A 14264-nucleotide genomic window follows, 5' to 3' on the forward strand; every position below is an offset into this window, starting at 1 on the left:
GAGCCCCTTATTTGAATTCGGCGCGATAGGCTGCCAGGTTGGCTTTGGTCACCAGCGTGACGGGAATACTCTGTTCGCGAGCCACGGTTTTTCCGGACAACAGTGCCAGTGCCGACTCCACCGCCGTCTTGCCCATGGCCTGCGTGTTCTGTTGCACCACCACCGCGACAGAGCCGTCATCCAGACCCTGCACTGCCTGAGAGGACAGGTCCCACCCGAAAATCCTGACCCGCTCGCCCGCACCTTGCGACATGCTCGCGGCAACCGAGCCAATCAGGGCGGGTTCGCCAGTGGCATAAATGATCTGCAGATCAGGGTTGGCGGTCAGCAGGTTTTCCGCCGCCGCCTGGGCGGTGTCCTGCACATTGTTACCGTCGACGGTATTGACGATCTTCGCCTGGCTGGCGGTCTTTGCCAGGCCCTCGCGGAAACCGTCCAGACGCAGATTCTGTACATAAGAGCCGAGGGCTCCGACCACGCCGATGCTGGCCTTGCCCGCCAGTTCGCGGTTGATGTATTCGCCGGTGTACTGGCCGATCTGTCGGGCTGCCTCGCGGTTATCCACGCCGACCTGTACGGCATTGTCGCCATTAATCACAGCGTCGATTGCCACCACCGGGATTCCCGCCTGCGCAGCTGCGGTGACCGCAGGTTTGATACCGTTGACGTCGATGGCGCAGACCAGAATGGCGTCGACCTTGTCCTGAATATAGGCCTCGATGGCGTCGTTCTGGGCTGACGGATTGTCGTTGGCGTTGAACACCACCAGCTCTGCTCCGGCAGCTTTCGCCGCAGCCTGTGCGCCCTGGGTAATCTGGGTGAAATACAGCGCCTGCTGGTTGACCTGTACCAGAGCCAGACGTTTGCCGGTCTGGGCCTGAATGATGGGTGACAACGCCAAGGCCAGAACAGCGCCGAGGGTCAGGGTGAAACGCTTGCTAAAACGCAGCATTGCCATCCTCCTAGTCTGTTTGCCGGTGCGGCAAATCAGATCGGTAAACCGGTTTACCAGCCGTTTCAAAAAAAAGACAAATGAGCTTTGTCTTCAGGTTTGAGAACTGGAGAAAGCAGATTGTGTGCCATTTTTTTCACGATCCCGGCCAGTCACCGTACGTCCTTGATGCGCCACAGTTTTCCGCAATCATCGGCTTTTCAGGATGCCGATGGCAGTGCACCGATTTAAGGCCGGGTGTTACTGGTTGCCCCGCAATCAGTCACTGCGCGTTGCTACCGTGCCCCGGCAGATCAACTCTACGGGTACGCGCACGACGTCCTGTGTACAGTCGCCGCCCGCCATGCGCTGCAGCAATTGCGCCACGCCGAGACGGCCAAGCTCCCTGGAGGACTGGCGGATGGTACACAGCGGTGGGGTCAGCAGACTGGCATACACGGCGTCGTCGAACCCCACCAGCGACATGGCGCCGGGCACGCTGATATTGCGCTCACGCAGGACATCGAGTACGCCCAGAGCGATGAAGTCACTGGCGGCGAAAATCGCCTCCGGAGGGTGGGGCAGGGTGAGCAGCTGAGCGGTTGCGATACGCCCGAACTCACGGCTGTAATCCCCGAAGCACAGGTATTCCGGCACCTCTGCGATGCCCGCCAGCGCCAGCGCTTCCCGGTAGCCGGCATAGCGCTCGCGGGCACTCATCAAGGCCGACGGCCCGGACACATGAGCGATGCGTCGATGGCCATGGCGGATCAGATAGTCAGTCGCCAGGCGACCACCCTGATGGTTGTCGGCGAACACTTTGGGCTGCGAGGTGCCGGGAACGTCTTCGTCGAGCAGAATGATATTGCGGTAGCTCGCCAACTGACTGGCCAGCGTGCCGTCGTCCGGACGGTTGCTGACCAGTAGCAAGCCATCGACGTTACGTGAATCCAGCCAGCGCACAAAGGTGCTTTCACGTTCAAGCAGGTTGCGGGTGACACACAGCACCAGGTTATACCCGTTGGCGGACGCCTCTTCCTCGGCCGCGTCTGCCAGCTCGGCAAAAAACGGGTTGGCGATGTCCGGCAGCACCAGACCAATGGTCTCACTGCCGCCTTTGCTCAGGCGCCGGGCCAGACTGTTGCCCCGGTAGTCCAGCGCCTTGATCGCCGTGTCGATACGTTTCGCGGTCTCCGGCGGCAGGCTGATACTTCGATTCAGGTAGCGCGACACCGCAGCCTTGGAAAGGCCGGCATGGTTGGCGACATCCTGAAGTGTTACGGGTCTGGTCATGGCGGTCGGATTTTATACCTGAAAAACGAAGCATTGACGTGAGGTGCCGGTATCTTCTCATGCGTGCCCGAACAGCCCGACGATTTTCTCTGCGGGTGACGTCGAAAAAATCCATGTGGGGCGTTGGTCGGCCAGATCTCGTTAACCTTTTGCACGTTGGCGACACGCTCTGCTCGGGCAAATGTGTGCGGTCTGGAGCTTTTAGTGGGTCACTGAATATGGCGCATTATGTATATGTTGTCGTATGACTTATGTCTGATCACTTCACACACTACGATCACGCAAGTAGCTTAGGTATTCATTGCATTGGCTTTAAGACATTCGCCACGAATGTCGATCACTTACAGTGATGGTTCTCCATTGAAGAAGTCCCTCTTGTTTGCTTAATGGAACCGCACAGCACACTGCGACACTCATTTACTCAATTTTCCAGTAAATGCGGGCGATGAGTGTTTGCGATGAATGCCATTCAGCCAATTATAAGCTCTGCTTATTTTCAATATTCTCTCGGTGATAGCGACTGGCTGCTTTCTCGGGTCTCTTCATTATCAGCAGGCGTTATCCATGAGTGGATCAACCCGAAAAGTGGCTATTTGCCTTGTGAGTATCGGTTGATGGCATTCAAGTCTGATAACGGTCCTGATGCCTGTAACTCCAGGGACGAATGTTCATCGCGTGCCGCAAGACGAACGTTCAGGAGGGCTTAATGATAAATCCCGTAAAACACAATTTCAGTCACCTTGGGTTTTCAAACGCTCAAAGTACCTCAGCACTGGGGCCTGCCAGTAATAAAGTGCCCAACTTTGTTTCGCGAGGGCGAGGCAAGGGAGTTCCAGTGGAGCAATTCAATACTGTTGAAGAGTGTCGTTTGGCGGGGCGGCAGGACAGCGTACTGGATTCGATAGACGGCAAAGAGTTCATGCGACTGCTGCAGAAGTACACGGCCTCTGAAACAACCGAAGAAGAATTTGCGGATCTGAGGGCCGCCATACCGCGCTACTCCATTGAGTTGGCCGAGTCGGATCACCCTAAAGTGCTTTATCGGGGGATATCTCTGGATGATGAGACTGCGTCGCTGTTACTGAATACCTCCAAGGGTTACCGCAGTCGCGAAATAGCCCATGGTCTTATTCACGGCCTGCGCGTGGTTAAAGGCGTTTACACCGCGACCGGGGTGGCCAGTGCCTCGACAGTGTCAGCCGTTTCGCAAGGCTTTGCGCTGGTGAACGCGAACAGGAAAAAAGAAACACCGGTTCTTTTTGTACTGAAAGCGATGCCTGCCGTTCCCGCGCTCAACCACAGTGGTGCGAAGGGGGTGACACTCAGTGAGAGCCGGTTGCCGTTATCGGTGGCCAGCAAGAGTGAACATGAAGTCATTCTGGATATCACCAACCGGTACGAAATTACGCAGGCTCGCCGGAGCGGTGAGTTCATTGTCGTCGACATGACGGTTTTAGGACGGTCCAAGAGGGGAGGTGAATTCGCTCTCGTCGAGACTGACAAATGGAAACAACTCTCTGGCGCCAAGGGCTCTAATCCAGGTGGATTGTTTCAAGCGCCCAATGGCGTTAAGTGGTATGTGAAAACCAACCCGTCTGCCAATAGGCTTCGAAACGAGGTGCTTGCCTCCAGGCTGTACCGTGCCGCAGGAATCGATGTTCCTGACATAGAGCTGGCGTCCCGCAAAGGCAAGCCCGCACTGATTTCAAAACTGATAGTAGGGAACCCCAAAGACCTCGATACGCTGGCAAAAAATAGCCAGTTGAAGTGCGGCTTTGCTGTGGATGCCTGGCTGGCGAACTGGGATGTCATCGGTCTGACGGGGGACAATGTCATCTTCAATCACCGTAACAAACCTGTGCGCATCGACCTTGGCGGCGCGCTGGTTTTCCGCGCCCAAGGGGAGCACAAGGGTAATCAGTTCGGTACCACGCCCATGGAACTGGTCACGATGCTGTCTCGTGAAGACAATTCGTCCAGTCGCGTCTTTCGGAACATCGAGCGTAATGACATCCGCGAGGGTATTGCAGCGATAGAAAAAATACCGGATGCGCGTATTGCCGCACTTTGCGCAGAGCACGGTCCTGGCAATCACAGCGAACGCATTGAGCTCGGTAAAAGACTGATCAGTCGGAAGAAGTGGCTGGTCGATATGAAGCAGACGCTTCCTTATATTCATCGCCAAAAGAACGAGCGTGGCAATGTTGTCACTGTTAAAAATCCCACGTCTCCCAGCGCTTTGGATACGTGGCGTGATCGATACGCCACAGCCGTTTTTGTACCCCACAGCGCTGTCCGTGGCAGCATGAACAACCTGCCGTTCAGATCATTTACGCCCCCCAACACAATGGATGGCTGGCGCCGATTTACAACCCGGGCGGTCAACTTCACAGAGCCGGAATTTAAGCGTTCCCAGCACCTTGCTCCCGCCAGTGGAGCGATCATTTTTGAGCCCGACGGCAGGGTGTGGATCACCGAGCCGACCAATCACCCGTTCGGCGCAACGCACGCTTTTCCCAAGGGAAAGCAGGAAGCCGGTTTGAACTTGAGGACCAATGCACTCAAGGAAGTCTACGAAGAGACGGGGCTTCTGGTGAAGCTCCACGGCTTCATCGGTGACTACGACCGAACAACATCCCGAACTCGTTATTACCTTGCCAAACGGATCGATGGAACACCGTCCGATATGGGCTTTGAATCTCAAAGCGTCAAGCTGGCAAACATTACCGAGGCCAAAAGACTGCTACCCAACGCCGTGGATGTTGCCATCTTGCGAGACGCAGAGCGGGCTTATCTAAAGGGCCCCTTTTAATGAATCTTCATCTGCTTGAGCGCTGACAGACGATAAAGAGGATTTCTGAAGCCCTGCACAAAAACCCGTTCACCCAAACGCGTTACCTCCACAAAAAGGAGTAATGAAATGAGTATGAATACCTCTGTAAGCAACAACAGCCCGGGGTGGTCCCCTGTTTCATCGGGCAACCAGGCTCCGAGTCCGGACTATTCAGGTAAATCGTCGAGCAATGCCGTGCACTTTCTTCCTCCGGAAAGTACCCGGCGCTCGCCGAACACGGTGAGTTGGGGGAATGGCGCGCCGACAACCGCCACCGCCGGGAATGGACGAGCAGGAGGGGGCGATCAAAGTGACTTGATCGAGGCGTTGACGACGCTGATTCAGGCGCTGCTGAAACGCTTGCTCGGTGATTCTTCCGCAAGTAACTCTTCTGCAAATAACCCTTCCGAGAACCCGTCCCCTGCTTCGTCCGGGCCAGGTCGAGCTTCTGCTTCTACCGGCGGCGCTGCCAGTTCGACGCCAGACTCAGGACTGTCTGAGCAGTCAAATCAAGCCCAACCGTTCAATAACACTGGCTTGGGTTCTCATGGCGGCGCGAATACGGTTCCTGACCGAATTGCGTCTCCTGAGGCAGCGCAAAAAATGGTCGAAGATGTGAAAAATGCCGGAGGGGAAACACTTCGCATCCAGATGACCCATGACCAGATCAATGACCCGGCGCAAATGGCCAAGCTCAAGGCGATGGTCGATGCCGGCGACAAACAAGGGGTCAGGATTCAGTTTACGTTTCGTGACAACGCCAATGGCGGTGGTGGCAACGTCTTGTCCGGCGACAAGCTCCGACAAGCCGCCGACGATGTCAAAAACGTGGTATCTGCCCTTGGAAACCATCCGAGTTTTGTACTCGATACGTTCAATGAGGGCGGCAAGAGTGCCACTCAAGGTTGGGCCGATATGCAGAGCACGCTGATCAAATCCGCCCGCGACGCAGGTTACAAAGGCGACATCGTGGTGGAGGACAGCAATTGGGGTGGTGGTCTGACAGCCGGCGGGGAAAGCGGACTGGTCAAATACGCTGATCAGTTGAAAGCCGCCAACGGCAAGAACAACCCTGGCCTGATCGGCAGCATCCATGAGTACGCCAGCGGTGCCGATGCCTCCTCGCGTCTGTCATCGGAGATCAAGGCGCTTACGAGCGCGGGCTTCAAGCCGCAAATCGGTGAAGTCGGCAACGCCAACTGGACCGGAGGCGGTAACTTCGAACAGCGCGACGGCGCCAATCAGGCCGTGAAAGACAACATGGGCGCCCTGAAAGCGGCCGGTGCCGATGTGCTGCCATGGATGGACCAGTTCGAGAACGGCAAGATCAAACACGATGTCGGTTTCTCGAAAGGCGATCAGTTTTCCTGATCCTGTTTCATGGAACCTGATGTGCCTGTTGACCACTCAGCGGGCAGCTATCTGCGAGGTCGTCAACGACCAGTGCAGAGCGGCGAGTTGGAGAGGTTGCGCAGAGGCTGCGCTATCTGCGCAACCCCCTTTTTTCATGACCGATAAGTAGCAGGTATAAAAGCTATGCCTATCAACAGACCCGCCTTCAATTTAAAACTCAATACGGCAATTGCCCAGCCGACTGTGAAGAAGGATGCAGGTGCAGAATTGCGCCATTTGAATCAGAGCGAAGTGCGTGCCAACACACAGACACGTTTTGCCGTTAATCACCGTGCCCCCACTTATGACGTCGCGCAAAGCGCGCTGGGCGAAAATCACGGTGGCTGGACTGCCGCCAATCATTTCAAGATGACGGGGTCTGAAGTGTTCATCCATATGGATCGCCTGGAGCCGAACTGCAAGGGGGAGTTTGCCGGAGACAAGATCCACCTCAGCGTGGCGCCTGAGGATGTACCGAACGCATTCAATGCGATAGGCAAAATACTGCAGGCGAGCGACAGCCCGGTGGACTCGTGGAAAGTGACTGACATGAAGTGCCTGCAGGCAGAGATGCCGGCGGCAAAGCAGCGTGTGGCGCTGGGCGCTCAGTTCACAATCTACGCCAAGCCTGACCGTGCAGATAACACCTACAGCCCAGAGTACATGGGCAAAATGAGGGGGATGATCAGCAGTATCGAACAGGAGTTGAGCGCCGCCGGTGTGAGGCAGAGCAGCCATCGCCCGGACTCCGATGTCTCCCCTGGGCACTGGAGCTATGCGTCTTACCGCAATGAGCATAAAAGCAACAGATCAGGGACTTCCAATCAGCACAGGAACCTGGAGGCAGAGCCTTTTTTCCAGTTGGTCTCATTCTCTGACGGGGCTTCAGGGTCATCCAGGTCCAGCGCTGGCCATCAGGCTTTGCTGACACCATCGTGGGCCCGATAAGGCTGTTTTTCTGAGCGCTGCCGTGCGCCCGGGGTTTCTACAGTGAAATGTGAGTGTCGAAAGAAACGCTGGCTGCACGGCGACAGCTTCGGGTTCACCGGTGCAGGATCACCTGATGAATCTCCTGCAACGGGATGATCCGCTGCGCCGCGTTCAGTTTGATCGCTTCCTTGGGCATGCCGAATACCACGCAGCTGGCTTCGTCCTGAGCCACTGTCGCGCTGCCGGCATCAAGCATTTCCTTGAGCCCGCGTGCGCCGTCGTCGCCCATGCCGGTCATGATGATGCCGGTGGCGTTCTTGCCGGCGAATTTGGCCACCGAGCGAAACAGCACGTCCACCGAAGGACGATGGCGGTTGACCAGCGGGCCGTCGATGACCTGGACGTGGTAGTAGGCGCCGCTGCGCGTGACCATCATGTGTTTGCCGCCGGGGGCGATCAACGCGAGGCCGGGCAGGATGCGGTCGTTGTTTCTGGCCTCGCGCACCTCGATCTGACTCAGGCTGTTCAGGCGTTCGGCGAACGATGCGGTGAATTTTTCCGGCATGTGCTGGACGATGACCATGCCGGGACAGACGCGGGGCAGGGCCGTCAGAACCGCTTCAAGTGCCTGTGTACCGCCTGTCGAGGTGCCGATGGCGACGATGCGTTCAGTGGTCTGCGCCATGGCATGGCCGCTGGCAGCCGGCAAAATGGCATCGGCGGTCAGTTTGCTGGCCGGGGTCAGCACCGGGGCGGCGGTGCGCTTGCCGAGGTTCCTGACGTTGGAGTTGGCTGCTGCGCGTACTGCTGCAACCAGCTCGGCAGCCGAATCGATGAGGAAGTTCTTCAGGCCGGTGGTGGGCTTGGTGATGATTTCCACCGCCCCGGCAGACAGCGCCTGCAATGAGGTTTCCGCGCCTTTCTGGGTCAGCGACGAGCAGATCACCACCGGTGTCGGCCGCTCGCTCATGATCTTCTTGAGAAAGGTGATGCCGTCCATGCGCGGCATTTCCACGTCCAGCACAATGACGTCCGGCCATTCCTGAGCGAGCTTGCTCATGGCAAATATCGGGTCTGACGCCGCACCCATCACGTGAATATCGGGGGTGTCGTTGAGAATGGCCACCAGCACCTGGCGTACCACGGCCGAATCATCGACCAGCAGTACGCTGATTTTTTTGTTTGGCATCTTTTTCCATTGCTTCCATTGGTTGGTGCCTGACCCATACGTTTCCGTCCCACAGGTCGAAGATGATGCTGCGATGGCCGGTGCTGCCCAGATCCTGAGCCATCAGCTTCAAGCGGTGCTGTTCGGCCAGCGCAAGCGCCGCATGAACGTTGCTGTCAGCGACGTTCTGCATGTGCGGGTCATGGCGATGAGCTGGAAACATTTCGCCGCCGCCAAACAGTTTGACCTGATATTCCTCCGGCAGGGTGCCATTGGCCAGCGCATGGCGAATGAGTATTTCCATCGCTTCGTCAGCGTACCTGCCGTCCAGTGGCTGATGCCTGCGTATGCGCCCGGGCAACATGAAGTGGCACATGCCGCCAATACGCCGCCACGGGTGCCAGAAGGTAATCGCGACGCATGAACCCAGCAACGTGCGCAGGCGAGTCGGCCGGGTCTGAAAGACCACTTCGCCAGGCCCCAGCACTATTTCGGCTACACCGACAGGCGTGTTCATGGTTTGCGGTAAATCGAAGGGGAGACCATTTTCAACATGTCATTTACACCGTTCAGGCTTTCTGAGTGGCTGATGATGAAATAGCCTCCTGGCTTGAGACGCGGGATCAACCGCGCCACCACTTTGCTTTTGGTTTCCTGATCGAAATAAATCATCACGTTGCGCAGGAAGATTACGTCGAACTCGCCAAGATCCGGCAGGGTGTCATTGAGATTGACCTGCACGAAACTGACCCGGCTGCGCAACGACTTGTCGATCAGGAAGGTCCCTTCCTGGCGACCTATGCCTTTCAGACAGTATTTGAACAGCAAAGGTTGCGGTAACGTCTCGGTGCGTTCCATGGGGTAGTGACCGCTGCGCGCCTTGCTCAGCACGCGGGTACTGATGTCCGAACCGACCACTTCCCAAGAGGTTGTGCCCAGTTGTTCGGCCAGGGTCATGGCCAGGCTGTAGGGCTCTTCGCCAGACGAACTGGCAGCGCTCCAGATACGGAACATTTTGCCGTGCGTGACCTTGGGCAGCACCTGCTGACGCAGAAAATCGAAGTGCTTGGGTTCGCGGAAGAAATACGTTTCGTTGGTGGTCAGCAGGTCCAGCGCCACTTGCAGCTCGCCGTTGCGCTGATCGTTCATGATCAGCTTGAAATACTCGCCATAGTTGTCCAGCTCGTAATGCTTGAGACGCTTGAACAGACGGCCGGCGACCAGCGCTTTCTTGGCCAGCGTCAGTTTGATGCCCGCAGCGTTGTACAGCCAGTTCTGGAACTGGCCGAATTCGCGATCGGTGAGCGACGCTGTATCAGGCATGTGCAGACCTCACGTCGCATCGACGTCGGGCGGCAGCGACTGGCTTGCCTCGGCAAGGCTGGACATTTCATCGATGGACAACACGCGGTCGACCTCAAGAACGATCACGAACTTGCCGTCGACCTTGGCCATGCCGCTGATGAAGTCGGCGCGAATTCTCGCACCGAAGTTCGGCGGCGGCTCGATCTGCGACGCCGGAATCTCCAGCACCGCCGAGACATTGTCGACCAGCAGACCGATGTCCTGCGGCTGGCCGTCCTCGCTGTTGGCCTCGATGATGATCACGCACGAACGCCGGGTGATATCCGAGTTCTGCCGCCCGAAGCGCGCCGACAGATCGACCACCGGCACCACCGCGCCGCGCAGATTGATCACCCCGCGCACGAAGGCGGGCATCATCGGCACCACCGTCAGGCTGCCGTACTCGATGATTTCCTTGATGCCCAGAATGCCGATGGCGAACATCTCGCCACCGAGCATGAAAGTCAGGTACTGCGCCTCTTCTTCGACCGTCGCTGCGGTCTGCCGAGTCGTGACCAATGAGCCCATGTCGTTCTCCCCTGGAGTCTCTATCGAAGCCGGCAATCAGAAACGGGTAAATTCCGATTCGTCCGGGGCGCCCGCCATGCTTTGCGCAAATGCCTTGCGCGGAGCCTGCTGTGGAGGGCGCGGAGGCTGACGGTTCGGGCTGTTGCGGCTGTCGAACGTAGCGTTCTGCGCGACGGCCCTTGGCGATGCGTCGAGGGTGAAGAAACTCATGGCCTGTTGCAGTTGTTCGGCCTGGCTGCTCATTTCTTCAGCTGTGGCCGCCAGTTCTTCGCTGCTCGATGCGTTTTGCTGGGTGACCTGGTTGAGCTGGGTCATGGCAGTGTTGATCTGCGCCACACCGGCTGCCTGCTCTTCCGACGCAGCACTGATTTCCTGCACAAGGTCGGAGGTCTTGTTGATCGAGGGCACCATCTCGTCCAGCAACTTGCCGGCCTTCTCGGCCATGTCCACGCTGCTCGACGACAACTCGCCGATTTCCTGCGCGGCCACCTGGCTGCGTTCGGCCAGCTTGCGCACCTCGGCGGCCACAACCGCAAACCCCTTGCCATGTTCGCCGGCACGCGCGGCTTCGATGGCAGCGTTGAGGGCGAGCAGGTTGGTCTGGTAAGCGATGTCGTCGATGATGCTGATGCGCTGGGCGATTTTCTTCATCGCCACAACGGTCTGCTGCACCGATTCGCCGCCATCGGTGGCTTCCTTGGCGGCCTTGCTGGCCATGCCATCGGTGACTTTGGCGTTCTCGGTGTTCTGGTTGATGCTGGCGCTCATCTGCTCGACCGACGCGCTGGTCTCTTCGACGCTGGCGGCCTGCTCGCTGGTGGCCTGGCTCATCGACTGAGCGGTGGCGCTGACTTCTTCCGAGGCACTGGCCAGGTTGTCGGCGGCATTACGCACTTCGCCGATGATGTGCGACAGCTTGCCGACCATGTTGCGCATGGCGTTGAGCACCATGCCGGTCTCGTCCTTGGAACCGTGGCCGATGTGGGCGTTGAGGTTGCCCTCTGCCAACTGCTCGGCGGCCGTTGCAGCCTCTTTCAGCGGGCGGGAGATGATCCGGGCGATGAATAGCGCCAGGCCGAGACCGATCAACAAGGCTGCAACCAGCACGACGACGATCGAGATGCGTGCGTTTTCGTACAGCGTGGTGCCTTTGTCACCAGCAGCAGTCGCCCCGGCGTCGTTGAGCTCGACCATTTTTTGCAACTGACTGGTCACTTCGTCGAAATGCGTTTTGGACTCGCCCTTCAGCAGCGCTCGTGCCTGGGCTTCGAGGCCCTGACGGGACATGTCGAACAACTCGTTGCTGCTCTTGAGGTACGCAGCCCATGTCGAGGTAACGCCATTGAACAGTTGGCGATCTTCGTCACTGACCACCAGCTTGTCATAGGTGGCCAGGCGGGTTTCGAACTGTTTGCGAGAGTCCGCTGCTTCAAGCTCCATCTGCGCCTTTTCCTGGGCGGTGTCGGCTGCAATGTGGCGGTTTTCCTTCAAGCGATAGTTGGCGGCGAAGAAGCGCATGCCCGAAGCCGCGCGCATGGACGGCATCCAGTTTTCCTTGATGTCCTGAGCGGCCTGGTTGACCTGGCCGAGCTGGATGATGGCAAAGACTCCCATGGCCGCGGTCAACGCCAGAACCACCAGAAACGAGGTAATCAGCTTGGTGGAAATCTTCAGATCGTAGAACCATTTCATTGAAGTAACTCCTTGGGAATTGCGAATCCGTCAGCGAGAAGTGGGCAACAGGGATTGAGGCGCCTGGGTCGAGCGGGCCTCCATTTGTACGATCTGGTTGAGCAGGGCGGGTATGTCGAGAATCAACGCCACCGCGCCGCTGCCCAGAATCGTCGAGCCGCTGATGCCGCGCAGCGCGCCGAACAGCTTGCCCAGAGGTTTGATAACGGTTTGGAACTCGCCAAGCAGGTCATCGACCACCAGACCGGCCTTGTGCTCGGCGTAACGCACCACCACCACGTTCTGGCGCCTGGCGGCCGGGCCTTCATGATTGAAGTGGTCACGCAGGTAGACCAGCGGCAGCACTTCGCCACGCAGGTCCAGGTAGCCGCTGTCGCGGGTCAACTGCCGGTTGTGTTCGTCCAGCTCGATGCATTCCTGCACCATGTCCAGCGGGATTACGTACGTCGACTGATCGATACCGACCAGAAAACCGTTGATGATCGCCAGCGTCAGCGGCAGGCGGATGCGCACGATGGTGCCCTGACCGGGCTGACTGTCCAGATCCACCGTGCCGCGCAGCAAGGTGATGTTGCGCTTGACCACGTCCATGCCGACACCGCGCCCCGAAAGGTTGGTGACGGCCTCGGCAGTGGAAAAGCCTGGCTCGAAAATCAGGTTGTAGATTTCCTGATCGGTGAGGCTTGCGCCGGCCGCCACCAGTCCGCGTTGCTGGGCCTTGTCGAGGATGCGCTCGCGGTTGAGTCCGGCCCCGTCGTCGGCGATTTCAATGACGATGCTGCCCGAGTCGTGGTACGCGTTGAGGCTCAAATGACCTTTGGCCGGTTTGCCTGCTGCGCGACGTGCTTCGGCGCTCTCGATGCCGTGGTCCATGGAATTGCGCAGCAGGTGCATGAGCGGGTCGCCGATCTTTTCGACGACGGTCTTGTCCAGTTCGGTCTCCGCACCATTGATGATCAGGTCAATGTCCTTGCCCAGTTCCTGGCTGACATCGCGCACCACACGGCGGAAGCGATTGAAGGTATCGCCGATGGGGATCATGCGCAGGTGCAGCGCGCCATCCAGAATCTGCTCGACCAGCCCCGATACGGTGGAACTGGCTTCCTGAAGCGGGTCGTTGTCGCACGACTTGGCCAGCAGGCTGGCACCAGCGCTGGCAATGACCAGCTCGCCGACCAGATTGATCAGCTCGTCGAGCTTGTCGGCGTTGACCCGCACATAGCGGCCATCCTTGTTTTTCTGCTCGCTGGCCGAAGAAGGGCGCTCTACAGCGGTTGCCGTTGCCGTTGCGGGCGTACGAGGCACTGCGCGCTGATCGCCCAGCAGTTCGCCGCTGGCCACCAGAGGGCTGTGCTCGGGCTGCGAGACCAGTTCGGTGCCGGTAGGCTCAAGGTGGTCTGGCGTCTCGTTCACCGGGGTGATTTCCACGGCGCAGTCTTCACGTACGAAATCGAAGACTTCGTTGATTGCGGCGTGCCCGGCAGCAGAGCGGAAATCGATCTCGAAACCCAAGTGGCAGGATTCCGGGTCCCACGCCTCAACTGCTGGAATACCGTCGGTTACCGTCGTGACCTGGACCATCTGCCCCAGGGTATTGAGGTAGCGCAGGAACGACAGTGGGTCCATGCCGTTGCGAAACACATCCACGCCAAAGCGCAGCGAGATATGCCAGAGCACCTCGGCTGACTGTTCATCATCACTGACGACCGACGCACTAGTGCTGTCAGCGGCCCCGGCGCTGGCCGGTGCCTGGAAGACCTGCAACGCCTGACGCAGCGCTGCCTCGCGTTCCAGAGCAGGCGGCTGCAACTGCTCGCCACGGCTGGCGACCACGTCGATCAACTCAAGCATGTGATCGCCGGATTTGAGCAGCACGGCGATCAGCTCGGCGCTTACCGAAACGCTGCCTTCACGCAGACGATCCAGCACGTCTTCGACGATGTGAGTAAAACTGACGATAGGCGTCAGCCCGAACAGTCCGGCCGAGCCTTTGATGGTGTGCGCTGCGCGGAAAACCGCGCCGATCGCGTCCTGGTCGCCGGGCTCGCTTTCGAGTTGCAGGAGGGATTCCTCCATCGCCTGCAACAGCTCACGCGCTTCAACGATAAACGTCTGCTGTGCCTGATCGAGATTAATACTCACGATGACTTCCT

At 58.3% G+C, this 14264-nt stretch carries 11 protein-coding genes; 3 read left to right on the forward strand and 8 right to left on the reverse strand.

Annotated elements, in window-relative coordinates; translation table 11 throughout:
• Positions 1–7: 7 nt before the first annotated feature.
• Positions 8–952 carry a substrate-binding domain-containing protein gene (locus AO388_RS08625; protein WP_003371225.1) on the reverse strand — a complete coding sequence of 315 codons (945 nt, stop codon included), beginning with the start codon at positions 950–952 and terminating at the stop codon, positions 8–10.
• A gap of 258 nt (positions 953–1210) precedes the next feature.
• Entirely contained in the window at positions 1211–2224 is a 1014-nt protein-coding gene (locus tag AO388_RS08630) for a LacI family DNA-binding transcriptional regulator (protein WP_003430758.1), read from the reverse strand.
• Between the two features lie 706 nt (positions 2225–2930).
• Here AO388_RS08630 and AO388_RS08635 point away from each other — a divergent pair.
• The 3 genes from AO388_RS08635 to AO388_RS08645 all read left to right on the forward strand — a co-directional run bounded on the left by AO388_RS08635 (position 2931) and on the right by AO388_RS08645 (position 7397).
• On the forward strand, positions 2931–5036 hold the full coding sequence (locus tag AO388_RS08635; protein WP_161937165.1) for an NUDIX hydrolase: 2106 nt from the start codon (positions 2931–2933) through the stop codon (positions 5034–5036).
• Positions 5037–5150: 114 nt separating this feature from the next.
• Positions 5151–6428, forward strand: coding sequence for a cellulase family glycosylhydrolase (locus AO388_RS29605; protein WP_349238705.1), 1278 nt, complete (start codon positions 5151–5153; stop codon positions 6426–6428).
• Between the two features lie 165 nt (positions 6429–6593).
• Entirely contained in the window at positions 6594–7397 is an 804-nt protein-coding gene (locus AO388_RS08645; protein ID WP_058416301.1) for a type III effector, read from the forward strand.
• Positions 7398–7491: 94 nt separating this feature from the next.
• Here AO388_RS08645 and AO388_RS08650 read toward each other — a convergent pair whose 3' ends face one another.
• From AO388_RS08650 to AO388_RS08675, 6 genes are read right to left on the reverse strand one after another with little or no spacing between them, the layout of a single operon-like run.
• A complete protein-coding gene (locus AO388_RS08650; protein WP_003430751.1) occupies positions 7492–8568 on the reverse strand; it encodes a protein-glutamate methylesterase/protein-glutamine glutaminase in 1077 nt (358 codons plus the stop codon).
• Entirely contained in the window at positions 8531–9064 is a 534-nt protein-coding gene (gene cheD, locus AO388_RS08655) for a chemoreceptor glutamine deamidase CheD (RefSeq protein WP_003371235.1), read from the reverse strand. Before cheD ends, AO388_RS08650 begins: the two co-directional genes overlap by 38 nt.
• Positions 9061–9870, reverse strand: a complete 810-nt coding sequence (locus tag AO388_RS08660) for a CheR family methyltransferase (RefSeq protein WP_054082220.1) — start codon at positions 9868–9870, stop codon at positions 9061–9063. Before AO388_RS08660 ends, cheD begins: the two co-directional genes overlap by 4 nt.
• Positions 9871–9879: 9 nt before the next feature.
• Positions 9880–10419 carry a chemotaxis protein CheW gene (locus AO388_RS08665; protein ID WP_005745466.1) on the reverse strand — a complete coding sequence of 180 codons (540 nt, stop codon included), beginning with the start codon at positions 10417–10419 and terminating at the stop codon, positions 9880–9882.
• A 36-nt stretch (positions 10420–10455) separates the two neighbouring features.
• On the reverse strand, positions 10456–12111 hold the full coding sequence (locus tag AO388_RS08670; protein WP_054082221.1) for a methyl-accepting chemotaxis protein: 1656 nt from the start codon (positions 12109–12111) through the stop codon (positions 10456–10458).
• A 30-nt stretch (positions 12112–12141) separates the two neighbouring features.
• Positions 12142–14253 carry a chemotaxis protein CheA gene (locus tag AO388_RS08675; RefSeq protein ID WP_058416302.1) on the reverse strand — a complete coding sequence of 704 codons (2112 nt, stop codon included), beginning with the start codon at positions 14251–14253 and terminating at the stop codon, positions 12142–12144.
• Positions 14254–14264 lie beyond the last annotated feature (11 nt).

Source organism: Pseudomonas sp. ICMP 10191 (assembly GCF_001467335.1).
In the GTDB taxonomy this organism is placed as follows: Bacteria; Pseudomonadota; Gammaproteobacteria; order Pseudomonadales; family Pseudomonadaceae; genus Aquipseudomonas; species Aquipseudomonas cerasi.

Bases quoted from the DNA above. Each gene is read 5' to 3' on its own strand.
- AO388_RS08625 (WP_003371225.1), bottom strand. From the start codon at position 952: ATGCTGCGTTTTAGCAAGCGTTTCACCCTGACCCTCGGCGCTGTTCTG.
- cheD (WP_003371235.1), bottom strand. From the start codon at position 9,064: ATGAACACGCCTGTCGGTGTAGCCGAAATAGTGCTGGGGCCTGGCGAA.
- AO388_RS08665 (WP_005745466.1), bottom strand. From the start codon at position 10,419: ATGGGCTCATTGGTCACGACTCGGCAGACCGCAGCGACGGTCGAAGAA.
- AO388_RS08670 (WP_054082221.1), bottom strand. From the start codon at position 12,111: ATGAAATGGTTCTACGATCTGAAGATTTCCACCAAGCTGATTACCTCG.
- AO388_RS08635 (WP_161937165.1), top strand. From the start codon at position 2,931: ATGATAAATCCCGTAAAACACAATTTCAGTCACCTTGGGTTTTCAAAC.
- AO388_RS08630 (WP_003430758.1), bottom strand. From the start codon at position 2,224: ATGACCAGACCCGTAACACTTCAGGATGTCGCCAACCATGCCGGCCTT.
- AO388_RS08650 (WP_003430751.1), bottom strand. From the start codon at position 8,568: ATGCCAAACAAAAAAATCAGCGTACTGCTGGTCGATGATTCGGCCGTG.
- AO388_RS29605 (WP_349238705.1), top strand. From the start codon at position 5,151: ATGAATACCTCTGTAAGCAACAACAGCCCGGGGTGGTCCCCTGTTTCA.
- AO388_RS08660 (WP_054082220.1), bottom strand. From the start codon at position 9,870: ATGCCTGATACAGCGTCGCTCACCGATCGCGAATTCGGCCAGTTCCAG.
- AO388_RS08645 (WP_058416301.1), top strand. From the start codon at position 6,594: ATGCCTATCAACAGACCCGCCTTCAATTTAAAACTCAATACGGCAATT.